26 protein-coding genes and 2 tRNA genes are annotated in these 25343 nt (G+C 43.2%); all 28 read left to right on the forward strand.

Going from position 1 to position 25343, the window contains the following annotated elements; all coding sequences use genetic code 11:
* Positions 1–62 precede the first annotated feature (62 nt).
* On the forward strand, positions 63–935 hold the full coding sequence (prtG, locus tag AC07VD_RS20445; protein WP_014475574.1) for a sporulation-specific protease PrtG: 873 nt from the start codon (positions 63–65) through the stop codon (positions 933–935).
* A 210-nt stretch (positions 936–1145) separates the two neighbouring features.
* Positions 1146–1406, forward strand: coding sequence for a biofilm formation stimulator Veg (veg, locus tag AC07VD_RS20450; protein ID WP_003218330.1), 261 nt, complete (start codon positions 1146–1148; stop codon positions 1404–1406).
* Positions 1407–1564: 158 nt separating this feature from the next.
* Complete coding sequence (locus AC07VD_RS20455) at positions 1565–1750, forward strand: small, acid-soluble spore protein, alpha/beta type (protein ID WP_003218333.1); 186 nt, start codon at positions 1565–1567, stop codon at positions 1748–1750.
* A gap of 147 nt (positions 1751–1897) precedes the next feature.
* On the forward strand, positions 1898–2767 hold the full coding sequence (gene ispE, locus AC07VD_RS20460) for a 4-(cytidine 5'-diphospho)-2-C-methyl-D-erythritol kinase (protein WP_003226742.1): 870 nt from the start codon (positions 1898–1900) through the stop codon (positions 2765–2767).
* Positions 2768–2822: 55 nt separating this feature from the next.
* Complete coding sequence (purR, locus tag AC07VD_RS20465) at positions 2823–3680, forward strand: pur operon repressor (RefSeq protein ID WP_003218342.1); 858 nt, start codon at positions 2823–2825, stop codon at positions 3678–3680.
* Positions 3677–4054 carry a 2-iminobutanoate/2-iminopropanoate deaminase gene (ridA, locus tag AC07VD_RS20470; protein ID WP_003226738.1) on the forward strand — a complete coding sequence of 126 codons (378 nt, stop codon included), beginning with the start codon at positions 3677–3679 and terminating at the stop codon, positions 4052–4054. Before purR ends, ridA begins: the two co-directional genes overlap by 4 nt.
* Positions 4055–4248: 194 nt before the next feature.
* Positions 4249–4542, forward strand: a complete 294-nt coding sequence (spoVG, locus tag AC07VD_RS20475; RefSeq protein WP_003218346.1) for a septation regulator SpoVG — start codon at positions 4249–4251, stop codon at positions 4540–4542.
* 192 nt (positions 4543–4734) lie between these two features.
* Positions 4735–6105, forward strand: coding sequence for a bifunctional UDP-N-acetylglucosamine diphosphorylase/glucosamine-1-phosphate N-acetyltransferase GlmU (gene glmU / locus AC07VD_RS20480; protein ID WP_015382564.1), 1371 nt, complete (start codon positions 4735–4737; stop codon positions 6103–6105).
* A 22-nt stretch (positions 6106–6127) separates the two neighbouring features.
* Entirely contained in the window at positions 6128–7081 is a 954-nt protein-coding gene (locus AC07VD_RS20485) for a ribose-phosphate diphosphokinase (RefSeq protein WP_003218353.1), read from the forward strand.
* An 84-nt stretch (positions 7082–7165) separates the two neighbouring features.
* On the forward strand, positions 7166–7780 hold the full coding sequence (locus AC07VD_RS20490; RefSeq protein ID WP_029317167.1) for a 50S ribosomal protein L25/general stress protein Ctc: 615 nt from the start codon (positions 7166–7168) through the stop codon (positions 7778–7780).
* A gap of 106 nt (positions 7781–7886) precedes the next feature.
* The gene (gene pth, locus AC07VD_RS20495; RefSeq protein WP_003226727.1) at positions 7887–8453 is read left to right on the forward strand and encodes an aminoacyl-tRNA hydrolase; all 567 of its coding nucleotides are present in this window, start codon (positions 7887–7889) and stop codon (positions 8451–8453) included.
* 59 nt (positions 8454–8512) lie between these two features.
* Positions 8513–8743: an anti-sigma-F factor Fin gene (fin, locus tag AC07VD_RS20500; RefSeq protein WP_003243417.1), complete on the forward strand. Its 231-nt coding sequence runs from the start codon at positions 8513–8515 to the stop codon at positions 8741–8743.
* A gap of 69 nt (positions 8744–8812) precedes the next feature.
* The gene (mfd, locus tag AC07VD_RS20505; protein ID WP_494721968.1) at positions 8813–12346 is read left to right on the forward strand and encodes a transcription-repair coupling factor; all 3534 of its coding nucleotides are present in this window, start codon (positions 8813–8815) and stop codon (positions 12344–12346) included.
* A gap of 135 nt (positions 12347–12481) precedes the next feature.
* Positions 12482–13018: a stage V sporulation protein T gene (gene spoVT / locus AC07VD_RS20510; RefSeq protein WP_003218365.1), complete on the forward strand. Its 537-nt coding sequence runs from the start codon at positions 12482–12484 to the stop codon at positions 13016–13018.
* 181 nt (positions 13019–13199) lie between these two features.
* Complete coding sequence (locus tag AC07VD_RS20515; RefSeq protein WP_494721967.1) at positions 13200–14798, forward strand: putative polysaccharide biosynthesis protein; 1599 nt, start codon at positions 13200–13202, stop codon at positions 14796–14798.
* Positions 14788–16257, forward strand: a complete 1470-nt coding sequence (gene yabN / locus AC07VD_RS20520; protein WP_257437835.1) for a bifunctional methyltransferase/pyrophosphohydrolase YabN — start codon at positions 14788–14790, stop codon at positions 16255–16257. The genes AC07VD_RS20515 and yabN overlap by 11 nt, the downstream gene beginning before the upstream one ends.
* Positions 16258–16259: 2 nt before the next feature.
* Positions 16260–16520, forward strand: coding sequence for an RNA-binding S4 domain-containing protein (locus AC07VD_RS20525; protein ID WP_003226716.1), 261 nt, complete (start codon positions 16260–16262; stop codon positions 16518–16520).
* Between the two features lie 78 nt (positions 16521–16598).
* Complete coding sequence (gene yabP, locus AC07VD_RS20530; protein WP_003226714.1) at positions 16599–16901, forward strand: sporulation protein YabP; 303 nt, start codon at positions 16599–16601, stop codon at positions 16899–16901.
* Complete coding sequence (gene yabQ / locus AC07VD_RS20535) at positions 16898–17533, forward strand: spore cortex biosynthesis protein YabQ (RefSeq protein ID WP_003226711.1); 636 nt, start codon at positions 16898–16900, stop codon at positions 17531–17533. Before yabP ends, yabQ begins: the two co-directional genes overlap by 4 nt.
* Before the next feature lie 17 nt (positions 17534–17550).
* Entirely contained in the window at positions 17551–17928 is a 378-nt protein-coding gene (divIC, locus tag AC07VD_RS20540; RefSeq protein ID WP_003243211.1) for a cell division protein DivIC, read from the forward strand.
* A gap of 80 nt (positions 17929–18008) precedes the next feature.
* Complete coding sequence (locus tag AC07VD_RS20545; protein ID WP_003218379.1) at positions 18009–18395, forward strand: S1 domain-containing RNA-binding protein; 387 nt, start codon at positions 18009–18011, stop codon at positions 18393–18395.
* Between the two features lie 168 nt (positions 18396–18563).
* A tRNA-Met gene (locus AC07VD_RS20550) sits at positions 18564–18640 on the forward strand.
* 9 nt (positions 18641–18649) lie between these two features.
* Positions 18650–18721: transfer RNA gene (locus tag AC07VD_RS20555), tRNA-Glu, on the forward strand.
* Between the two features lie 199 nt (positions 18722–18920).
* A complete protein-coding gene (spoIIE, locus tag AC07VD_RS20560) occupies positions 18921–21404 on the forward strand; it encodes a stage II sporulation protein E (protein ID WP_015253002.1) in 2484 nt (827 codons plus the stop codon).
* Between the two features lie 84 nt (positions 21405–21488).
* A complete protein-coding gene (locus tag AC07VD_RS20565) occupies positions 21489–22226 on the forward strand; it encodes a vWA domain-containing protein (protein ID WP_003243782.1) in 738 nt (245 codons plus the stop codon).
* Positions 22192–23208, forward strand: a complete 1017-nt coding sequence (prkT, locus tag AC07VD_RS20570) for a serine/threonine protein kinase PrkT (protein WP_185184624.1) — start codon at positions 22192–22194, stop codon at positions 23206–23208. Before AC07VD_RS20565 ends, prkT begins: the two co-directional genes overlap by 35 nt.
* A 103-nt stretch (positions 23209–23311) precedes the next feature.
* On the forward strand, positions 23312–24730 hold the full coding sequence (gene tilS / locus AC07VD_RS20575) for a tRNA lysidine(34) synthetase TilS (protein WP_185184623.1): 1419 nt from the start codon (positions 23312–23314) through the stop codon (positions 24728–24730).
* Positions 24727–25269, forward strand: a complete 543-nt coding sequence (hpt, locus tag AC07VD_RS20580; protein WP_003226700.1) for a hypoxanthine phosphoribosyltransferase — start codon at positions 24727–24729, stop codon at positions 25267–25269. Before tilS ends, hpt begins: the two co-directional genes overlap by 4 nt.
* Positions 25270–25343 lie beyond the last annotated feature (74 nt).

Consider the following 25343-nt stretch of genomic DNA (forward strand, 5'->3'; position numbering starts at 1 on the left):
AGGCGCTTTCTCAAGGCTCTTTCTTTCATGATGAGGCTTAGTCTATGTGTGGAGTGAGGAATGTGCAATTTCAAATAGGGGATATGGTAGCCAGAAAATCCTATCAGATGGATGTTTTGTTTCGAATTATAGGAATAGAGCAAACAAGCAAAGGAAATTCAATTGCCATTTTGCATGGAGATGAAGTCAGGCTGATTGCTGATTCGGATTTTTCTGATCTGGTAGCAGTGAAAAAAGATGAGCAGATGATGCGGAAAAAGAAAGATGAGAGCAGAATGAATGAGTCGCTCGAATTGCTCCGCCAGGATTATAAGCTGCTCAGAGAAAAACAGGAGTACTATGCGACAAGCCAATATCAGCATCAGGAGCATTATTTCCATATGCCGGGCAAAGTGCTTCATCTGGATGGCGATGAAGCATATCTGAAAAAATGCCTGAATGTCTATAAAAAAATTGGAGTGCCGGTCTATGGCATCCATTGCCATGAAAAGAAAATGTCTGCTTCTATTGAAGAATTGCTCGACAAATATCGACCTGACATCCTGGTGATCACAGGGCATGATGCTTACTCGAAGCAAAAGGGCGGTATTGATGATTTGAATGCGTACAGACATTCTAAGCACTTTGTTGAAACAGTTCAAACAGCCCGAAAAAAGATCCCTCACTTAGATCAGCTTGTTATTTTTGCGGGGGCTTGCCAATCCCATTTTGAATCACTCATCAGAGCGGGTGCGAATTTTGCGAGTTCGCCATCAAGAGTCAATATTCATGCGCTTGATCCGGTATATATCGTCGCGAAGATCAGCTTTACGCCGTTTATGGAACGGATTAATGTATGGGAAGTGCTCCGTAATACGCTGACAAGAGAGAAAGGGCTTGGAGGTATTGAAACAAGAGGAGTTCTGAGAATTGGTATGCCTTATAAGTCCAATTAACAGTTGAAAACCTGCATAGGAGAGCTATGCGGGTTTTTTATTTTGCATAATGATACATAATTTACCGAAACTTGCGGAACATAATTGAGGAATCATAGAATTTTGTCAAAATAATTTTATTGACAACGTCTTATTAACGTTGATATAATTTAAATTTTATTTGACAAAAATGGGCTCGTGTTGTACAATAAATGTAGTGAGGTGGATGCAATGGCGAAGACGTTGTCCGATATTAAAAGATCGCTTGATGGGAATTTAGGTAAAAGGCTGACGTTAAAAGCAAACGGTGGCCGCCGAAAAACGATTGAGCGTTCGGGCATTTTAGCTGAGACGTACCCTTCTGTTTTTGTGATACAACTAGATCAAGACGAGAACTCGTTTGAAAGAGTTTCATACAGTTATGCTGATATTTTGACTGAGACTGTTGAGCTGACATTTAATGATGACGCCGCAAGCTCAGTGGCATTTTAACGGGCAGTGAACCTTTTGTTTACTGCTTTTTGTTTTGCCCTTTTTTGTTTCCAGTAATTTTAACGAAAGTTCCATCTGATTTAACAAAAGATAAAACAGTCACATATTATCGTGACGTGCACGAATGGCTATCACTTCTAAAAAAGGGGTTGTTTCGTTTGGGCAGACGTCGTGGAGTTATGTCAGATGAGTTTAAATATGAGCTGGCTAAAGACCTTGGTTTTTATGACACAGTAAAAAATGGCGGCTGGGGTGAAATTCGGGCCCGCGATGCCGGTAACATGGTGAAGCGTGCCATTGAAATCGCCGAACAGCAAATGGCTCAGAATCAGAATAACCGATAAGGATGTGACCCGGGGGACGTGCTGTTCCCTGGTTTTTTTATTTTGGATATAAATACATAATGGGCTGAATATGGATATGTTCATCCTGTACTTCAAATGTGATACAATGTTCATACTTATGTTTAGATGGAGAAGTAGGTGAAAGCTATGCGTATTTTAGAAAAAGCGCCAGCTAAGATCAATCTGTCACTTGACGTCACCCGAAAACGCCCGGATGGCTATCATGAAGTCGAAATGATCATGACGACAATTGATTTAGCTGATCGAATTGAATTGACGGAGCTTGCAGAGGATGAAGTGAGGGTTTCCTCCCACAACCGATTTGTGCCTGATGACCAAAGAAACTTAGCTTATCAGGCTGCCAAGCTGATCAAGGACAGATACAACGTGAAAAAGGGAGTTTCCATCATGATTACGAAGGTAATTCCGGTGGCTGCCGGTCTTGCCGGCGGAAGCAGTGATGCGGCGGCGACGCTCAGAGGGCTGAACAGACTGTGGAATTTAAATCTGTCTGCGGAAACGCTTGCTGAGCTTGGAGCGGAAATTGGCTCTGACGTTTCATTTTGTGTCTATGGCGGAACTGCATTAGCAACAGGGCGCGGCGAGAAAATTAAACATATCAGCACGCCTCCGCACTGCTGGGTCATTTTAGCGAAGCCGACAATTGGTGTTTCAACTGCTGAAGTGTACAGAGCCCTGAAACTGGATGGTATAGAGCATCCTGATGTACAAGGCATGATCGAGGCGATAGAAGAAAAGAGTTTTCAGAAGATGTGCAGCCGTTTAGGCAATGTGCTTGAATCTGTTACACTCGATATGCATCCTGAAGTTGCGATGATCAAAAACCAGATGAAACGCTTTGGTGCAGATGCCGTGCTAATGAGCGGGAGCGGCCCGACAGTGTTTGGACTGGTTCAGTATGAGTCGAAGGTGCAGAGAATTTATAACGGGTTAAGAGGCTTCTGCGATCAAGTTTATGCGGTGAGAATGATCGGCGAACAGAACGCTCTTGATTAAATCCGTATGTTAAGTTATATTGATCTTAAAATATTCGGATTTTGGGGGTAAGTTCATGAAGTTTCGTCGCAGCGGCAGATTGGTGGACTTAACAAATTATTTGTTAACCCATCCGCACGAGTTAATACCGCTAACCTTTTTCTCTGAGCGGTATGAATCTGCAAAATCATCCATCAGTGAAGATTTAACAATTATTAAACAAACCTTTGAACAGCAGGGGATTGGTACTTTGCTTACTGTTCCCGGAGCTGCCGGAGGCGTTAAATATATTCCGAAAATGAAGCAGGCTGAAGCTGAAGAGTTTGTGCAGACACTTGGACAGTCGCTGGCAAATCCTGAGCGTATCCTTCCGGGCGGTTATGTATATTTAACGGATATCTTAGGGAAGCCATCTGTACTCTCCAAGGTAGGGAAGCTGTTTGCTTCCGTGTTTGCAGAGCGCGAAATTGATGTTGTCATGACCGTTGCCACGAAAGGCATCCCTCTTGCGTACGCAGCTGCAAGCTATTTGAATGTGCCTGTTGTGATCGTTCGTAAAGACAATAAGGTAACAGAGGGCTCCACAGTCAGCATTAATTACGTTTCAGGCTCCTCAAACCGCATTCAAACAATGTCACTTGCGAAAAGAAGCATGAAAACGGGTTCAAACGTACTCATTATTGATGACTTTATGAAAGCAGGCGGCACAATTAATGGTATGATTAACCTGTTGGATGAGTTTAACGCAAATGTGGCGGGAATCGGCGTCTTAGTTGAAGCCGAAGGAGTAGATGAACGTCTTGTTGATGAATATATGTCACTTCTTACTCTTTCAACCATCAACATGAAAGAGAAGTCCATTGAAATTCAGAATGGCAATTTTCTGCGTTTTTTTAAAGACAATCTTTTAAAGAATGGAGAGACAGAATCATGACAAAAGCAGTCCACACAAAACATGCCCCAGCGGCAATCGGGCCTTATTCACAAGGGATTATCGTCAACAATATGTTTTACAGCTCAGGCCAAATCCCTTTGACTCCTTCAGGCGAAATGGTGAACGGCGATATTAAGGAGCAGACTCATCAAGTATTCAGCAATTTAAAGGCGGTTCTGGAAGAAGCGGGTGCTTCTTTTGAAACAGTTGTAAAAGCAACTGTATTTATCGCGGATATGGAACAGTTTGCGGAAGTAAACGAAGTGTACGGACAATACTTTGACACTCACAAACCGGCGAGATCTTGTGTTGAAGTCGCGAGACTCCCGAAGGATGCGTTAGTCGAGATTGAAGTTATTGCACTGGTGAAATAATAAGAAAAGTGATTCTGGGAGAGCCCGGGATCACTTTTTTATTTACCTTATGCCCGAAATGAAAGCTTTATGACCTAATTGTGTAACTATATCCTATTTTTTCAAAAAATATTTTAAAAACGAGCAGGATTTCAGAAAAAATCGTGGAATTGATACACTAATGCTTTTATATAGGGAAAAGGTGGTGAACTACTGTGGAAGTTACTGACGTAAGATTACGCCGCGTGAATACCGATGGTCGCATGAGAGCGATTGCATCCATCACGCTGGATCACGAATTTGTTGTACATGATATTCGTGTGATTGATGGAAACAATGGTCTTTTCGTTGCGATGCCGAGTAAACGCACCCCTGATGGAGAGTTCCGCGATATTGCTCATCCTATTAATTCAAGCACGCGAGGAAAGATTCAAGATGCCGTGTTAAATGAGTATCATCGTCTGGGTGACACTGAAGCATTAGAATTCGAAGAAGCTGGAGCTTCTTAAAAAATAACCAAAAAGCAAGGACTGCTGAAAGGGCTGACATAAGCCTTTTGCCGGCGGTCCTTTTTTAATTCTGATTTTTCAAACTTAGTTGCACTCAATAGAAAATTCTTGCACTTCATGAAGTCTCCTTGAAATCAGAAGATATTTAGGATATATTTTTCTATGGATAAAAGGGATATTGGAGGCCAATAAATGGATAAGCGGTTTGCAGTTGTTTTAGCGGCTGGACAAGGAACGAGAATGAAATCGAAGCTTTATAAAGTCCTTCATCCAGTTTGCGGTAAGCCTATGGTAGAGCACGTCGTGGACGAAGCCTTAAAATTATCTTTATCGAAGCTTGTCACGATTGTCGGACATGGTGCGGAAGAAGTGAAAAAGCAGCTTGGTGATAAAAGCGAGTACGCGCTTCAAGCAGAACAGCTTGGCACTGCTCATGCTGTAAAACAGGCACAGCCATTTCTTGCTGACGAAAAAGGCGTCACGATTGTCATTTGCGGAGATACGCCGCTTTTGACAGCAGAGACGATGGAACAGATGCTGAAAGAACATACACAAAGAGAAGCAAAAGCTACGATTTTAACTGCGGTTGCAGAAGATCCAACCGGATACGGCCGCATTATTCGCAGCGAAAACGGAGCGGTTCAAAAAATCGTTGAGCATAAGGACGCCTCTGAAGAAGAACGTCTTGTAACTGAGATCAACACCGGTACGTATTGTTTTGACAATGAAGCGCTATTTCGGGCTATTGATCAGGTGTCTAATGATAATGCCCAAGGCGAGTATTATTTGCCGGATGTCATAGAGATTCTTAAAAATGAAGGCGAAACTGTTGCCGCTTACCAGACTGGTAATTTCCAAGAAACGCTCGGAGTTAATGATAGAGTTGCTCTTTCTCAGGCAGAACAATTTATGAAAGAGCGCATTAATAAACGGCATATGCAAAATGGCGTGACGTTGATCGACCCGATGAATACGTATATTTCTCCTGACGCTGTTATCGGAAGTGATACTGTGATTTACCCTGGAACTGTGATTAAAGGTGAGGTGCAAATCGGAGAAGATACGATTATTGGCCCTCATACGGAGATTATGAATAGTGCCATTGGCAGCCGTACGGTTATTAAACAATCGGTAGTCAATCACAGTAAAGTGGGGAATGATGTAAACATAGGACCTTTTGCTCACATCAGACCTGATTCTGTCATCGGGAATGAAGTGAAGATCGGGAATTTTGTAGAAATTAAAAAGACTCAATTCGGAGACCGAAGCAAGGCATCTCATCTAAGCTATGTCGGCGATGCTGAGGTAGGCACTGATGTAAACCTGGGCTGCGGTTCAATTACTGTCAATTATGATGGAAAGAATAAGTATTTGACAAAAATTGAAGATGGCGCGTTTATCGGCTGCAATTCCAACTTGGTTGCCCCTGTCACAGTCGGAGAAGGCGCTTATGTGGCGGCAGGTTCAACTGTTACGGAAGATGTACCTGGAAAAGCACTTGCTATTGCCAGAGCGAGACAAGTAAATAAAGACGATTATGTGAAAAATATTCATAAAAAATAATCCTAAATTCGGAGGTTTATCCATGTCTAATCAATACGGAGATAAGAATTTAAAGATTTTTTCTTTGAATTCGAATCCAGAGCTTGCAAAAGAAATCGCAGATATAGTTGGAGTTCAATTAGGGAAATGTTCTGTCACAAGATTTAGTGACGGGGAAGTCCAAATTAATATCGAAGAAAGTATTCGTGGATGTGATTGTTACATCATCCAGTCTACAAGTGACCCCGTTAACGAGCATATTATGGAACTGCTGATTATGGTAGATGCGTTAAAACGCGCTTCTGCAAAAACGATTAACATTGTTATTCCTTATTACGGTTATGCGCGTCAAGACAGAAAAGCAAGATCCCGTGAGCCAATCACAGCTAAACTTTTCGCTAACCTGCTTGAAACAGCCGGTGCGACTCGTGTGATTGCACTTGACCTGCATGCGCCGCAAATTCAAGGATTCTTTGATATACCGATTGACCACTTAATGGGTGTTCCGATTTTAGGAGAATATTTTGAAGGCAAAAATCTTGAAGATATCGTCATTGTTTCACCAGACCATGGCGGTGTGACACGTGCCCGCAAACTGGCTGACCGACTAAAAGCGCCAATTGCGATTATCGATAAACGCCGTCCGCGTCCAAACGTGGCGGAAGTCATGAATATTGTAGGTAACATCGAAGGGAAGACTGCTATCCTCATCGATGACATTATTGATACTGCAGGTACGATTACACTTGCTGCTAATGCGCTCGTTGAAAACGGAGCGAAAGAAGTATATGCATGCTGTACACACCCTGTACTATCAGGCCCTGCGGTTGAACGGATTAATAATTCAACAATTAAAGAGCTTGTTGTGACAAACAGCATCAAGCTTCCTGAAGAAAAGAAAATTGAACGCTTTAAGCAGCTTTCAGTCGGACCGCTTCTGGCCGAAGCGATTATTCGCGTTCATGAGCAGCAATCAGTCAGCTATCTGTTCAGCTAAACCATTTTTCGAGGTTTAAATCCTTATCGTTATGGGTATTGTTTGTAATAGGACAACTAAAACGACAATAGGATGGTGCTGAATATGGCAACTTTAACGGCAAAAGAAAGAACGGACTTTACTCGTTCGTCTCTTCGGAATATCCGTACTTCAGGACATGTTCCAGGTATCATATATGGGAAGGATACGGGCAACAAACCTGTGTCATTAGACAGTGTGGAGCTCATCAAAACGCTGAGGGACGAAGGCAAAAATGCAGTCATTACGCTTGAGGTCAGCGGAGAAAAACACTCAGTCATGGTAACAGACCTGCAGACGGACCCGTTGAAAAATGAAATCACTCATGCTGATTTTCAAGTAGTTAATATGAGTGAGGACATTGAAGTGGAAGTTCCGATTCATCTGACCGGAGAAGCCATTGGAGTGAAAAACGGAGGCGTACTGCAGCAGCCGTTATATGCACTTACTGTAAAGGCCAAGCCAAAAGCCATTCCGCAAACGATCGAGGCCGATATTACAAGCCTCGATGTAAATGAAGTACTGACGATTGCGGATTTGCCTGCTGGCGGTGACTACTCCTTTAATCATGAATCAGATGAGGTTGTGGCTTCAATCCTTCCTCCGCAGCAGCAGGAAGCAGCTGAGGTCGATGAAGAGGAATCTGCCGATGCTCAGCCTGAAGGTGAAAACGAACAATAAAAGCTTAAGGCGTAACCCTCCCGCGGTTACGTCTTTTGTGCTAGAATGAGAAGAATTATAGCCCGTTTATGAAGACGGGAGTTATGTGACTAAGGGAGGATTCGCCATGCTTGTGATTGCCGGTCTCGGAAACCCGGGGAAGAACTATGAAAATACACGGCATAATGTCGGATTTATGGTGATAGATCAGCTTGCAAAGGAATGGAATATAGAGCTGAATCAAAATAAATTTAACGGATTATACGGAACCGGATTTGTTTCCGGCAAAAAGGTTCTACTTGTTAAACCGCTTACATATATGAATTTATCAGGAGAATGTTTGCGGCCTTTAATGGACTACTATGATGTCGATAATGAAGATTTGACAGTCATTTACGACGACCTTGACCTTCCTACTGGCAAGATCCGTTTAAGAACGAAAGGAAGCGCCGGAGGGCACAATGGCATCAAATCACTGATCCAGCATCTTGGTACATCCGAGTTTGACCGTATCCGCATCGGAATCGGCCGGCCTGTAAACGGCATGAAGGTCGTTGATTATGTGTTAGGCTCCTTTACCAAGGAGGAGGCACCTGAGATCGAAGAAGCGGTTGATAAATCTGTGAAGGCTTGTGAGGCTTCTTTGAGTAAACCGTTTTTAGAAGTCATGAACGAATTTAACGCAAAGGTATAAAATGTAACAACAAAGTCCATACTACACCAAAATGACTTTTTCATCAGGAGGTCCCTTGTATGGCTTTGCATTATTATTGTCGTCATTGCGGAGTGAAAGTAGGCAGTCTCGAATCTTCAATGGTATCGACAGACTCACTTGGATTTCAGCACTTAACAAATGAGGAAAGAAACGATATGATTTCTTATAAAGAAAATGGAGATGTCCATGTTTTGACGATATGTGAAGACTGCCAAGAGGCGCTTGACCGAAATCCGCATTACCACGAATATCACACATTTATTCAATAAAAAGCTTTGGTGTAGACACTAGACCAAAGCGTTTTTCTGTTCTCACAGGAAACAGAGAGGAGGGGCCATATGGACAACATTCAAACCTTTATAAAAGAAAGCGATGACTTTAAATCCATCATCAACGGTTTACACGAGGGCCTGAAGGAACAGCTGCTCGCGGGTCTGTCGGGTTCCGCGCGTTCTGTTTTTACTTCTGCTCTGGCTAATGAAACGAATAAGCCTATCTTTCTAATCACCCATAACTTATATCAAGCCCAGAAAGTAACAGATGATCTGACTTCACTTCTAGAGGATCGGTCTGTCCTTTTGTACCCCGTCAATGAACTCATTTCATCAGAAATCGCAGTTGCAAGCCCTGAATTGCGGGCGCAGCGATTAGATGTCATTAATAGACTAACGAATGGAGAAGCGCCAATTGTCGTTGCTCCGGTAGCTGCAATCAGAAGAATGCTGCCGCCTGTAGAGGTGTGGAAAAGCAGCCAGATGCTCATTCAAGTAGGCCATGATATCGAACCTGACCAGCTTGCCTCACGGCTGGTAGAGGTAGGGTATGAGCGGTCTGATATGGTTTCTGCGCCCGGGGAATTCAGTATTCGCGGTGGAATCATTGACATTTATCCGTTGACTTCAGAGAATCCGGTGAGAATTGAACTTTTTGACACCGAGGTGGATTCAATCCGCAGCTTTAATTCAGATGATCAGCGGTCAATTGAGACCCTTACCTCGATCAATATCGGTCCCGCGAAGGAATTAATTATCAGACCGGAAGAAAAAGCGCGGGCGATGGAGAAAATCGATAGTGGGCTTGCCGCGAGCTTGAAAAAATTAAAGACTGACAAACAAAAAGAAATACTTCATGCGAATATTTCTCACGATAAAGAACGCTTGTCTGAAGGCCAGACAGATCAGGAGCTCGTGAAGTATCTCTCATATTTCTATGAAAAGCCTGCTAGTTTACTAGATTATACACCTGATAATACACTTCTGATTTTGGATGAAGTCAGTCGGATTCATGAGATGGAAGAACAGCTTCAAAAAGAAGAAGCGGAGTTTATAACAAATCTTCTTGAGGAAGGGAAGATTTTGCATGACATTCGTTTGTCATTCAGCTTCCAAAAAATAGTGACTGAGCAAAAACGGCCTCTGCTGTACTACTCTTTATTTTTGCGGCATGTACACCATACGAGCCCGCAAAATATTGTCAATGTGTCAGGCCGGCAAATGCAGAGTTTCCATGGCCAAATGAACGTGCTTGCGGGCGAAATGGAGCGTTTTAAAAAATCAAATTTCACTGTTGTGTTCTTAGGAGCAAACAAGGAACGTACACAGAAATTGTCATCTGTTTTGGCTGATTATGATATCGAGGCCGCCGTGACAGACAGCAAAAAAGCGCTTGTTCAGGGACAGGTCTATATCATGGAAGGCGAGCTCCAATCGGGATTTGAGCTGCCGTTAATGAAGCTTGCCGTTATCACGGAAGAAGAACTGTTCAAAAACCGTGTAAAGAAGAAGCCGCGAAAACAGAAGCTTACCAATGCAGAGCGCATCAAAAGCTATTCTGAGCTTCAAATTGGAGATTATGTCGTTCATATTAATCACGGGATCGGAAAATACCTGGGGATCGAAACTCTTGAAATCAACGGCATTCATAAAGACTATTTAAATATACATTATCAGGGAAGTGACAAGCTTTACGTCCCTGTAGAACAAATTGATCAGGTCCAAAAATATGTTGGCTCCGAAGGAAAAGAGCCAAAGCTGTATAAATTAGGCGGAAGTGAATGGAAGCGGGTCAAGAAAAAAGTAGAGACATCCGTTCAGGATATTGCTGATGACTTAATTAAGCTGTATGCCGAAAGAGAAGCGAGCAAGGGCTATGCGTTTTCTCCTGACCATGAGATGCAGCGGGAATTCGAATCGGCTTTCCCTTATCAAGAGACTGAGGATCAGCTCCGTTCTATTCACGAAATCAAAAAAGACATGGAAAGAGAACGTCCGATGGACCGCTTGCTGTGCGGAGATGTGGGCTACGGTAAAACAGAGGTTGCCATACGTGCCGCGTTTAAGGCGATCGGTGACGGAAAGCAGGTAGCTCTGCTCGTTCCGACAACAATTTTGGCACAGCAGCACTATGAAACCATAAAAGAGCGCTTCCAGGACTATCCGATTAATATCGGCCTTCTCAGCAGGTTCAGAACGAGAAAAGAAGCAAACGAAACAATCAAAGGGCTGAAAAACGGAACGGTTGATATCGTCATCGGGACGCATCGGCTGCTATCAAAGGATGTCGTGTATAAAGATTTAGGGCTCCTCATCATTGATGAAGAGCAGCGTTTCGGTGTAACCCATAAAGAAAAGATCAAGCAAATAAAAGCCAATGTTGATGTATTAACGTTAACAGCAACGCCGATTCCGCGTACGCTGCATATGTCTATGCTTGGCGTAAGGGACCTTTCAGTCATCGAGACTCCGCCGGAAAATCGCTTCCCCGTACAGACGTATGTTGTGGAATATAACGGCGCTCTTGTCAGAGAGGCGATTGAACGTGAGCTTGCACGCGGGGGCCAGGTCTATTTCTTGTACAACCGGGTAGAGGACATTGAGCGGAAAGCGGATGAAATTTCAATGCTAGTCCCTGACGCGAAGGTAGCATATGCGCATGGGAAAATGACAGAAAATGAATTAGAAACCGTTATGCTAAGTTTTCTTGAAGGAGAATCAGACGTTCTCGTCAGCACAACCATTATCGAAACTGGCGTGGACATCCCGAACGTCAATACGCTGATCGTATTTGACGCTGACAAGATGGGTCTTTCTCAGCTTTACCAGCTGCGGGGGCGTGTCGGCCGTTCTAACCGTGTGGCGTATGCGTATTTCACGTACCGCCGGGATAAAGTGCTGACAGAAGTGGCTGAAAAAAGGCTGCAGGCTATTAAAGAATTCACAGAGCTAGGTTCCGGTTTTAAAATCGCAATGCGTGACTTAACGATTCGCGGAGCCGGGAATCTTCTTGGTGCCCAGCAGCATGGCTTCATCGATTCGGTCGGATTTGACCTCTATTCACAAATGCTGAAGGAGGCCATTGAGGAGCGTAAAGGAGACACAGCGAAGACAGAGCAGTTTGAAACAGAAATTGATGTCGAGCTTGATGCGTATATTCCGGAAACTTATATTCAAGACGGCAAACAGAAAATTGATATGTATAAACGCTTCAGGTCTGTGGCGACAATCGAAGAGAAGAATGAGCTTCAAGATGAAATGATCGACCGCTTTGGAAACTATCCAAAAGAAGTCGAATACTTGTTTACTGTTGCAGAAATGAAAGTCTATGCGAGACAGGAACGTGTCGAGCTGATTAAGCAGGATAAAGATGCTGTCAGATTGACGATTTCTGAAGAAGCAAGTGCTGAAATTGACGGACAGAAGCTGTTTGAGCTTGGCAATAAATATGGCAGACAAATCGGACTGGGAATGGAAGGGAAAAAACTCAAAATCTCCATACAGACGAAAGGCCGTAGTGCCGATGAATGGCTCGACACCGTGCTGGGCATGCTGAAGGGCTTAAAAGATGTGAAAAAGCAAACCATTTCATCAACGTAAATTTTGTTACTCTCTGGTGTATATTACATTTGATGTGACGGATACTAATTTCAAGCGAGGCGGAAGGTACATAAAGTAACTGCTTTAGGTCTTTCCCACATGTATATACCATCAAATGAAAGAGAGGCACCAGAGATGAAAGCAACCGGTATCGTACGTCGTATTGATGACTTAGGTCGGGTCGTGATTCCTAAAGAAATTCGAAGAACTCTGAGAATCAGGGAAGGCGATCCGCTTGAGATTTTTGTAGATCGTGACGGAGAAGTGATTTTGAAAAAGTACTCTCCGATCAGTGAGCTTGGAGACTTTGCAAAGGAGTATGCAGACGCGCTTTACGACAGCCTCGGCCATTCAGTGCTGATTTGTGATCGTGATGTATATATTGCCGTGTCCGGCAGCTCCAAAAAAGATTACTTAAACAAGTCAATCAGCGAAATGCTGGAAAGAACAATGGATCAGCGCAGCTCCGTGCTTGAGAGTGATGCGAAATCAGTACAGCTTGTGAATGGAATTGATGAGGACATGAATTCTTATACTGTCGGCCCAATTGTGGCGAACGGTGATCCGATAGGTGCTGTGGTGATCTTTTCAAAAGATCAGACAATGGGCGAAGTAGAGCATAAAGCCGTTGAAACAGCAGCTGGATTTTTGGCTCGTCAAATGGAACAGTAGGTCTTATTCCTTTCTTCGAAAATAGGTATGTAAAGAACAGCTCTCCTTGGGACGCTGTTCTTTTTCATGCGTGCCGAAAAAGGAATCCAAGGGTTGGGATGTGGTATAATAACCTCGTTTTTATTTGTGCCGCGGTAATACGTGAACCGTATTGCCCCTGACGTTGGGAAGGAGCTTTTGGATGGACGATTCAATAGGCGTTAAACGACATTGGATTTGGCAGGGGGCTTTTGTTTTAATTCTGGCAGGCGTCATCACAAAAATTTTAAGCGCTGTTTACAGAGTCCCATTTCAAAACATTGTCGGCGATGTTGGATTTTATATATATCAGCAGGTATATCCCTTTCTTGGTATTGCGGTCATGCTGTCCACATCAGGATTTCCAGTCATTATTTCAAAGCTGATGAATGATTATAGTGAAAAAAATCATCACACCATATTAAAAATATCAGCGTTATTTTTGTCTTTAATCGGTATTTTATTATTTCTTTGTTTATATATGGGCGCTGTTCCTATTGCACTCTTTATGGGAGATTCGCATCTAGCCGTGTTAATTCAAGTGGCCGCATACGCGTTTCTGCTTTTCCCATTTGTCGCGTTGCTTAGAGGCGGTTTTCAGGGGCGGCACGAAATGCTCCCTTCAGCCTTATCACAGATGACAGAGCAGTTTCTCCGTGTTGCAGTGCTCTTGGGCTTATCATTTTGGCTCGTGAAAAAGGGAGCCTCGCTTTATACTGCGGGAGCGGCAGCCGCTTCAGGCTCCCTTGCCGGAAGTTTGGTTGCATTGATGATACTGGGGTTTTTTTGGTTTAAAACGAATAGAGACAACCAAACGGATAGGCAAAATGAAAATGTCATCACAACAAAAGAATTGACGAAAAAACTGCTTTTATATTCGGTTACAATTTGTGTAAGCAGTTTGCTGCTTTTGTTTATCCAGCTTGTTGATGCTTTGAATTTATATGCATTGCTTTCGGGTGGTGAGGCAAGCGAAGAAGCAAAACGCCTAAAGGGGATCTATGATCGGGGACAACCCTTGCTGCAGCTCGGTTCAATTTTCGCGGTAAGCATTGCGACGTCACTCGTTCCGTATATTTCTATGGCTGTAAAAAACAATGAGCTGAAGATCATGAAAGAAAAAATCACGTCATCTTTGAAACTATGCCTTGTGCTCGGTACAGGCGCATCGGCTGGGTTGATTTGCATTCTAAAGCCGGTAAATATCATGCTGTTTCAAAATGGAGAAGGGACAGGTGCGTTACAAGTATTTAGCTGCTCCATTTTGTTTGCATCTATGGCGGTAACGGCAGCGGCAGTCTTACAGGGAGCGGGGTACACAGTTTTTCCAGCGATAGCGGTGGGCGCGGGTGTTGCGGTGAAATGGGTGTTAAACACACTTTTGGTTCCGCGCTATGGGATTGAAGGCGCATCGTTTGCGACAGCTGCTTCCTTTGCGGCTGTCGCCGGCCTTAACTTGTATCAGCTTCGGCAAAAGGGATGGCTCGATACGCTTAGAGGCGTTTTGATTCCGATTATTGGATCTGCTCTTTTGATGTCAGCTGTTTTGCTTGCGTATACGCGTCTATGGACTTTCTTGTTTCCTGCAACAGGAAGAGGAGCGGCTGTGATTGAGAGCCTTTCTGCTGTTGCCATTGGTGGCGCGGTGTTTATTTATTGTATGATGAGATTGGGAATATTTACAGATGAAGAGCTGAACAGTGTGCCATTCGGCAGCAAGTTAAGCAAATTCATGAGAAGGAGAGAACAAAATGGCGGGTAAAATTACAGTCGTGGGACTTGGTGCCGGAGACATGGACCAGTTGACAATTGGTATACACAAGCTGCTGACGAAGGCAGATACGCTGTATGTCAGAACCAAGGATCATCCTTTAATTGAGGAGCTTGAAAAAGAAACGAAGAACATCCGTTTCTTTGATGATATATATGAGAAACATGATCAGTTCGAGGCGGTATATGAAGAAATTGCTGATATCCTCTTTGAAGCGGCGCAGCGTGAGGATGTGGTTTACGCTGTACCGGGACATCCGTTTGTCGCAGAAAAAACAGTTCAGCTGCTGACGGAGCGGCAGGAAAAGGAAAACGTTCAAGTGAAAGTCGCGGGGGGACAAAGTTTCCTTGATGCCACATTCAATGCCTTGCAAATTGACCCGATTGAAGGTTTTCAATTTGTGGATGCCGGCACATTGTCCGCGGACGAGCTTGAGCTCAGACATCATCTGATCATATGTCAGGTTTACGACCAAATGACGGCTTCTGAAGTCAAGCTGACATTGATGGAGAAGCTGCCTGATGATTATGAGGTTGTCATTGTGACTGCAGCAGGCAGCCGTGGCGAGGAGATCAGGACAGTGCCATTATTTGAGCTGGACCGCAATGTCGCCTTGAACAACTTAACAAGTGTGTATATTCCGCCGATTAAAGAAGAGAAGCTGCTTTATCACGAATTCTCCACGTTCCGAAGCATCATCAGAGAGCTTCGCGGACCTAATGGATGTCCGTGGGATAAAAAGCAGACGCATCAGTCATTAAAGCAGTACATGATTGAAGAATGTTATGAGCTTCTCGAAGCTATTGACGAAGAAGACACAGACCATATGATCGAAGAGCTTGGCGACGTTTTGCTTCAGGTCTTGCTTCACGCGCAAATTGGTGAAGATGAAGGTTATTTCACAATTGATGATGTCATAAAAGGAATCAGTGAAAAAATGGTCAGAAGACATCCCCATGTGTTTAAAGATGTTAAGGTTCAGGATGAAAACGATGTTTTGGCCAATTGGGAAGATATAAAAAAGGCCGAAAAAAATACATCTGAATCATCGTTACTAGACAGCGTACCGAAAACCCTTCCAGCTCTTTCGAAAGCTGCTAAATTGCAGAAAAAAGCAGCGAAGGTCGGTTTTGACTGGGAAGACGTCAGCGATATTTGGGAAAAGGTAAGTGAGGAAATGAAGGAATTTTCTTCTGAGGTTTCTGAAGCTCCTCATGAACACAATCTTAAAGCTGAGTTTGGCGACATTTTATTCGCGCTGGTGAATGTAGCCCGCTTCTACAAAATAGAGCCAGAGGAAGCGCTGGCCATGACTAATGACAAATTCCGGAGACGGTTCTCATACATTGAGGAAACAGCGAAGGAAGAGGGAGTCGAGTTGGCTGATATGTCCCTTGAGGACATGGACAAACTGTGGAATGAAGCAAAAGAAACTGAGAGGAGATCATAGATATGAGATTAGATAAATTTTTGAAAGTATCACGGCTGATCAAACGGCGTACACTAGCGAAGGAAGTAGCTGACCAAGGACGAATCTCTATTAACGGAAACCAAGCTAAAGCTAGCTCTGACGTAAAACCGGGAGATGAACTAACGGTCCGCTTCGGCCAAAAGCTTGTAACGGTTCAAGTTAATGAATTGAAAGACACGACGAAAAAAGAAGAAGCTGCAAACATGTACACGATTCTAAAAGAAGAAAAACTCGGCGAATAGGCTTGTTCTAAAAAAATCCCCCTCCTCATACAATGCAGTAATAATGCTAAAAGTATCGAGGATATGGGGGCTGAATAGATGAATTCATATTATGATCAAAAAGGTTCTTCGTCTGTTCCGGAACAGCATGATGTGACAATGAAAGGCCGGAAGCATTTAGATATTTCTGGGGTTAAGCATGTGGAGAGTTTTGATAACGAAGAATTCCTGCTGGAAACGGTGATGGGAATGCTCTCCGTCAGAGGCCAAAACCTGCAGATGAAAAATCTTGATGTGGAAAAAGGGATTGTTTCGATTAAAGGCAGGGTATTTGATTTAGTGTACTTAGACGAACAACAAGGGGATAAAGCTAAAGGGTTTTTTAGCAAGTTGTTTAAATGACGCTGACGACACAATTCTATACAATGCTGGCGATGTCCGGTATGGGTCTCTGGCTTGGTGCTTCGCTTGATACATACCGGCTCTTTGTCATTCGTGCCAAAACAGCCAGATGGCTATTATTTATTCATGATATTCTTTTCTGGATTGTGCAAGGGCTGCTTTTCTTTTATGTCTTGCTTCATGTAAATGAGGGAGAATTCAGGATTTACATCTTTTTAGCGGTTCTGCTGGGCGTTGCGACGTATCAGAGCCTTTGCAAACGAATCTATATAAAAATACTGAAATTCGTCATTTACCTTGTTGTTTCTGTTTATCAATTCTTCAAAAAACTCATTCAGCACGTGTTATTTCGTCCTATTGTGTGGACATGCGGAGCGATCATCTGGATGGCGGCATTTTTATTCAAGAAAACATACAGCCTGATAGGTTTTCTCCTGCTGTGTCTATATAAAATAGTCATGGTTCTGTGTTTTCCGATCCGTTTTATCGCGAAACAATGTTTGAAACTTCTTCCTGTGAAAATGCGTCTAACTTTTAGACGTTATTTTGAAAAAGGTGCAGGATTTCTCAAAAAGAAGAAGAAACTATTGATAACCATAAGAACGACCATCACACGGTTTTTGAAGAAATGAAAGGAGGACCGTCTGGTTTGAATTTTTCCAGGGAACGAACGATAACTGAAATACAAAACGACTATAAAGAACAAGTAGAACGGCAAAATCAGCTGAAGAAACGAAGACGCAAAGGGCTGTACAGACGGTTAACTGTATTCGGCGCCCTAGTATTCCTGACGGCAATTGTGCTGGCAAGCTCTGTATGGTCCCAAACATCTTCCCTTAGTGCAAAAGAAGAAAAGAAAGAACAGCTTGAAAAAGAACTCAAAAGTTTAAAGACAAAACAAACGGATTTAAAAGAAGAAATATCCAAATTGAAGGATGAAGATTACGTCACAGAGCTTGCCAGAAGGGACTTATTCATGTCTGGAGACGGAGAAATTATCTTCAATGTGGAGAAGAAGAGTAAGTAGCCTTGTTGACACTTAAATTTTTATTTAGGTATAATTAAGCAAACGATCTTTTTATAAGCCTAAGGAGGAGCACTTTTTTTATGTCGATTGAAGTTGGCAGCAAGTTGCAAGGGAAAATTACAGGTATTACAAATTTTGGAGCATTTGTTGAATTGCCTGGAGGCTCAACCGGTCTCGTTCACATTAGTGAGGTAGCTGATAATTATGTCAAAGACATTAACGACCACTTAAAAGTCGGCGACCAAGTTGAAGTGAAAGTCATCAACGTTGAAAAAGACGGGAAAATTGGTTTATCTATTAAAAAAGCTAAAGACCGTCCGCAAGCCAGACCTAGAAATGATTTCCGTCCGAAAGAATCTTTTGAACAGAAAATGAATAAGTTTTTAAAAGACAGCGAAGATCGCTTGTCATCTTTAAAACGCAATACGGAATCAAAACGTGGAGGGCGCGGAGCAAGAAGAGGATAACTTGCTGCTTTCTATAAAATAAATGAAGCATCCGTTCATCCCGACGGATGCTTTTTTATTATCCTCACCCTCTTTAAAAGTCAGAAAATTACAACATTAAAGTTTCTGTTGACGAAAGAGACAAACCTTTGTATTATATAACTTGTGCTTAGAAGCACAAAACAATATGGCGGTGTAGCTCAGCTGGCTAGAGCGTACGGTTCATACCCGTGAGGTCGGGGGTTCGATCCCCTCCGCCGCTACCATATTTGTTTGGCCCGTTGGTCAAGCGGTTAAGACACCGCCCTTTCACGGCGGTAACACGGGTTCGAATCCCGTACGGGTCATCCTAAAAAATCGGTTTCTCTTGCAGAAGCCGATTTTTTTCATTTTTAGACAACATTCCGGAAATTCTTTTCATAAACGAATATCAAGGCAGAAACCGTCGAAGATTTCTTTGGTATTGTTACCTTCTTTTGACAAAATCCTATCTGTGCTTTCGCTATAATGACAGGCAACGAATATAACAGGTGGGAGATGAGAGGAATGGAAAAAGCAGAAAGAAGAGTGAACGGGCCAATGGCGGGACAAGCTTTGGAAAAACTCCAATCGTTTTTTAACAGGGGCACGAAGCTGGTGACTCATCATTTGCATTCACTGTTTTTCTATAAAGGATTCATTTATGTTGTTATCGGATTTTTGCTTGGACGGGCTTTCATATTATCCGAGGTGCTTCCTTTCGCACTTCCTTTCTTTGGAGCGATGCTTCTCATCAGAAGAGACAAAGCATTTTATGCGGTTTTGGCTGTGCTTGCAGGTGCGCTGACCATATCTCCAAAGCACTCATTGCTCATACTGGCGGCATTGCTGGCATTCTTCGTATTTTCTAAAGTGGCTGCCTTCATTACCGACGATCGTGTTAAAGCACTCCCGATTGTCGTGTTCTTCTCCATGGCTGCAGCAAGAGCCGGGTTTGTTTATGCCCAAAATGGCGTATTTACAACCTATGATTATGTAATGGCTATCGTTGAGGCTGGACTGTCGTTTATCTTAACACTGATTTTCCTTCAGAGCCTTCCGATTTTTACTGTGAAAAAAGTGAAACAATCATTAAAAATAGAGGAAATCATTTGCTTTATGATTCTTATTGCCTCTGTTTTAACGGGGCTGGCCGGCTTGTCCTACCAAGGGATGCAGGCAGAACATATATTGGCTCGTTATGTTGTATTGAGTTTTTCCTTTATTGGCGGAGCAAGCATCGGCTGTACGGTTGGTGTTGTGACCGGCCTGATTCTTGGCTTGGCGAATATCGGAAACCTATATCAAATGAGTCTGCTTGCTTTTTCCGGTTTATTGGGCGGTTTGCTGAAGGAAGGAAAAAAAGCGGGTGCAGCAATCGGTCTGATCGTTGGATCACTTCTTATATCTTTATATGGTGAAGGCTCTGCCGGTCTGATGACAACGCTCTATGAGTCATTAATCGCAGTCGGCCTGTTTTTACTCACACCTCAATCTATTACAAGGAAAGTGGCGAGATATATTCCGGGAACTGTCGAGCATCTTCAAGAGCAACAGCAATACGCTAGAAAAATCCGAGATGTCACTGCTCAGAAGGTAGACCAGTTCTCCAATGTATTTCACGCGCTGTCTGAAAGCTTTGCAACCTTTTACCAAGCATCAGACGAACAGACAGATGACAGCGAAGTTGATCTGTTCTTAAGCAAAATCACGGAGCATTCCTGTCAGACGTGCTACAAGAAAAACAGGTGCTGGGTACAGAACTTTGATAAAACATATGATTTAATGAAACAAGTTATGCTTGAAACAGAGGAAAAAGAATATGCATCAAACCGAAGGCTGAAAAAAGAGTTTCAACAGTATTGTTCTAAATCCAAGCAGGTTGAAGAGCTGATTGAGGATGAGCTCGCACATCACCATGCCCATTTGACTCTCAAGAAAAAAGTCCAGGACAGCAGACGCCTAGTTGCTGAACAGCTTTTAGGCGTTTCTGAAGTCATGGCCGACTTTTCTCGGGAAATAAAAAGAGAGCGAGAACAGCACTTTCTGCAGGAAGAGCAAATCATAGAGGCGCTTCAACATTTCGGAATTGAGATTCAGCATGTCGAGATCTATAGTCTTGAACAAGGAAATATCGATATTGAAATGACCATTCCGTTCAGCGGACATGGAGAAAGTGAAAAAATCATTGCCCCTATGCTGTCTGACATTCTGGAAGAACAAATTCTTGTGAAAGCCGAACAGCACTCTCCGCATCCGAATGGATACAGCCATGTCGCCTTTGGATCAACAAAATCATACAGGGTGTCCACGGGAGCTGCTCACGCTGCGAAGGGCGGCGGCCTTGTCTCCGGCGACAGCTACAGCATGATGGAGCTTGGAGCCAGAAAATATGCTGCAGCAATCAGTGACGGAATGGGCAATGGCGCAAGAGCGCACTTTGAAAGCAATGAAACGATCAAGCTTCTTGAAAAAATCCTTGAATCGGGAATTGATGAAAAAATAGCAATTAAAACGATCAACAGCATACTGTCTCTAAGGACAACTGACGAAATATATTCCACGCTTGACCTGTCTATTATCGATCTTCAAGATGCCAGCTGTAAATTTTTGAAGGTTGGATCGACGCCTAGCTTTATCAAACGGGGTGACCAGGTCATGAAAGTTCAAGCGAGCAATCTGCCAATCGGTATTATTAATGAATTCGATGTGGAGGTTGTGAGTGAACAGCTGAAAGCGGGTGACCTCTTAATTATGATGAGTGATGGCATTTTTGAGGGGCCTAAGCATGTGGAAAATCACGACTTATGGATGAAACGTAAAATGAAAGGGTTGAAAACAAATGACCCGCAGGAGATTGCCGATTTGCTTATGGAAGAAGTCATCCGCACAAGATCCGGCCAAATTGAGGACGATATGACTGTTGTTGTTGTCCGGATTGATCACAATACACCGAAGTGGGCATCCATTCCTGTTCCGGCAATCTTTCAAAACAAACAAGAAATTTCATAACGCTTCCGTATAAATCAAATTTCTTCTGGCGAAGATGGGAATATATGAATCTGAGAATCCTCGTATTCTCCAGGAGGAATGAATGTGAACAACGGACATTTAAATCAAATTTTGCTGATAACGGATGGCTGCTCAAACCATGGGGAAGACCCGCTTGCAATGGCTGCTTTTGCTAAAGAGCAGGGGATTACGGTAAATGTCATTGGTATAATGGAAGAAAATCAAATTGACCCTGAGGCAATGAAGGAAGTCGAAGGGATTGCACTTGCCGGAGGAGGCGTGCACCAAGTCGTTTATGCATCTCAGCTTTCACAAACTGTTCAAATGGTAACAAAAAAAGCGATGACGCAAACCTTACAAGGTGTAGTCAATCAAGAACTGAAACAGATTCTCGGAAAGAATGTGGAAATGGAAGAGCTTTCCCCGGAAAAACGCGGCGAAGTCATGGAAGTGGTAGACGAGCTTGGAGAAACGGTGCATCTTCAGGTTTTGGTTCTTGTTGATACAAGTGCAAGTATGGCGCCAAAGCTTCCAACAGTAAAAGAGGCACTGATTGATTTGTCTGTAAGCCTCAATTCCCGAATCGGGAATAACGAATTTGCGATGTGTATATTTCCCGGGAAAAAACAAGAGGTCGAGCTTGTGCTGAACTGGACACCGAAGCTGCAATCTCTTTCCACACTCTTTGCAAAGCTTTCGACAGGCGGCATCACGCCGACAGGTCCGGCAATTCGTGAAGCGACACTGCAGTTTGAAAAAATACGCTCAAGAAGGGGCATGCTGGCAGATGATGAACGACGCTTTGACGAGTTTGGCATGTAGCCTCAAGCCGGGTACGACAATCAAAGGCAAGTGGAATGGAAACACTTATACATTGCGTAAACAGCTTGGTAAAGGGGCCAATGGAATTGTGTATTTGGCAGAAGCATCAGATGGACATGTTGCCTTAAAGGTGAGTGATGACAGCCTGTCTATTACTTCTGAAGTGAATGTCTTGAAATCTTTCTCAAAGGCCCAGTCCGTTACGATGGGGCCTTCTTTTTTTGATACGGATGATGCCTATATTCCCAGTGCCAATACGAAAGTTTCATTTTATGCAATGGAATACATAAAAGGGCCGCTGCTTTTGAAGTATGTCAGTGATAAAGGAGCAGAGTGGATACCTGTATTAATGATTCAGCTGTTATCCAGCTTATCGGTGCTTCACCAGCAAGGATGGATATTCGGCGATCTTAAACCTGATAATCTGATCGTAACTGGTCCGCCCGCAAGGATCCGCTGCATTGATGTGGGCGGCACGACAAAGGAAGGCCGGGCGATAAAAGAGTATACGGAGTTTTATGACAGAGGCTATTGGGGGTATGGAACAAGGAAGGCAGAGCCATCCTATGATTTGTTCGCAGTTGCCATGATTATGATCAACAGTGTGCATAAAAAAGAATTTAAGAAAACGAACCAGCCCAAAGAACAGCTTAGGTCTCTCATCGAAGGAAACCCGCTGCTTCAAAAGTATAAAAAAGTGCTTTTTTCAGCCTTGAACGGAGATTATCAATCCGCAGATGAAATGAAAAAGGATATGCTAGACGCGGGGCAAAAAGCAGCACAAAGAAAACAGCCTATAAAAGCATCACCGCAGCCTGCCACACGACAAAGACAGCAAAAACCGCGCCAAGGAAAAATAACGAAGACGCGATATACCCCAAAACAGAAACCGGCTAAGTCAGGGGGGTTATTTGAAACAACGCTGATCGTGATCAGTGTTTTAGCGCTTTATTTCGCCTATATTATCTTTTTCTTAATCTGAATGTTGCAAACTGCAGAGCCTATGCTTCTTCTTTGCTTGGAGGGGTTGAAAGTGTTAGGATATGAATATCTTTAAAATACCTGCTCATTGTGAGGAGGACATTGTGAAAAGTGTCAAAGATTTTTTAAACAAACACAATCTTACGTTAAAAGGGGCGACAATCATTGTAGGCGTTTCCGGCGGTCCGGACTCAATGGCTCTTCTTCACGCGTTGCATACGTTATGCGGCCGTTCAGCGAATGTTATTGCAACTCACGTTGACCATCGGTTCAGAGGTGCGGAATCCGAGGAGGACATGCGTTTTGTCCAAGCTTATTGTAAAGCTGAACAGCTCGTGTGCGAAACGGCTCAAATCAATGTAACCGCATATGCACAGGAAAAAGGACTCAATAAGCAGGCTGCAGCACGCGATTGCCGCTACCAGTTTTTTGAGGAAATCATGTCGAAGCACCAAGCGGACTATCTGGCTCTTGCGCATCATGGTGATGACCAGGTTGAAACAATGCTTATGAAACTGGCTAAGGGTACGCTTGGAACGGGACTTGCGGGAATGCAGCCGGTTAGACGTTTTGGGACGGGGCGGATCATCAGGCCGTTCTTAACCATTACAAAGGAAGAGATCCTTCACTATTGCCGTGAAAACGGCTTGAGCTACCGGACGGATGAAAGCAACGCCAAAGATGACTACACAAGAAACAGATTCAGAAAAACAGTGCTCCCGTTTTTGAAGCAGGAATCTCCGGATGTGCATAAAAGGTTTCAGAAAGTGAGTGAAGCACTGACGGAAGATGAGCAATTCTTACAGTCATTAACGAAAGATGAAATGAATAAAGTAATCACAAGCCAGTCTAATACATCAGTTGAAATCAATTCCTCTCAATTGCTTGCCCTCCCGATGCCTTTACAAAGAAGAGGAGTTCAACTAATATTAAACTATCTTTATGAAAACGTTCCATCATCCTTTTCGGCCCATCACATTCAGCAGTTTCTCGATTGGGCGGAAAATGGCGGTCCTTCAGGAGTACTGGACTTTCCGAAAGGGCTGAAGGTGGTCAAATCATATCAGACATGTTTGTTTACATTTGAACAATGGCAGTGCAAAAATGTTCCCTTTGAATACCAAATTAGCGGAGCTGCTGATGAAACGGCAGTGCTCCCTAATGGATATCTGATAGAGGCAAAGCATTATGCGGACTCGCCTGAAGAACATGGGAATGCTGTTTTTATCACAAGTGAAAAAAAGGTGCGGTTTCCCTTAACAATCCGGACGAGAAAAGCTGGAGACCGGATCAAACTAAAAGGGATGAACGGCTCAAAAAAGGTAAAGGATATATTTATTGATAAGAAACTGCCTCTCCAAGAAAGAGACAACTGGCCGATTGTGACGGACGCAAGCGGTGAAATTATCTGGATACCTGGCTTGAAAAAATCAATTTTTGAAGATCTTGTGATTCCAAACAGCGACCGCATTGTATTACAATATAGACAGCATGAAAAGTGTAGGGGGCAAGCAAAATCATGATGAAACATGATATCGAGAAAGTACTGATCTCAGAGGAAGAGATACAAAAGAAAGTAAAAGAGTTAGGTGCAGAATTAACGAGCGAGTATCAAGATACATTTCCGTTGGCAATCGGTGTGTTAAAAGGAGCACTTCCTTTTATGGCGGATCTTATCAAGCATATTGATACATATTTGGAAATGGATTTCATGGATGTATCAAGCTACGGAAATTCTACGGTTTCTTCTGGAGAAGTAAAAATCATTAAAGATTTGGATACATCTGTAGAGGGCCGGGACATCTTAATTATTGAAGATATCATCGACAGTGGGTTAACCTTAAGTTATCTCGTAGAGCTCTTCCGATACCGTAAAGCAAAATCAATTAAGATTGTTACCCTTTTGGATAAACCGAGCGGAAGAAAAGCGGACATCAAAGCAGACTTTGTCGGTTTTGAAGTTCCTGACGCGTTTGTAGTGGGTTACGGACTTGATTATGCTGAGCGCTATCGCAATCTGCCTTATATCGGAGTGTTAAAACCGGCAGTTTATGAAAGCTGATCGGCAGCCTGCTTCCGAGATGGTTATTGTTTGTATTGGAATGATTTTCTATGGTACTATTGAACATAGTTGTG

It is taken from the genome of Bacillus sp. GW821-FHT01G09 (genome assembly GCF_059422205.1).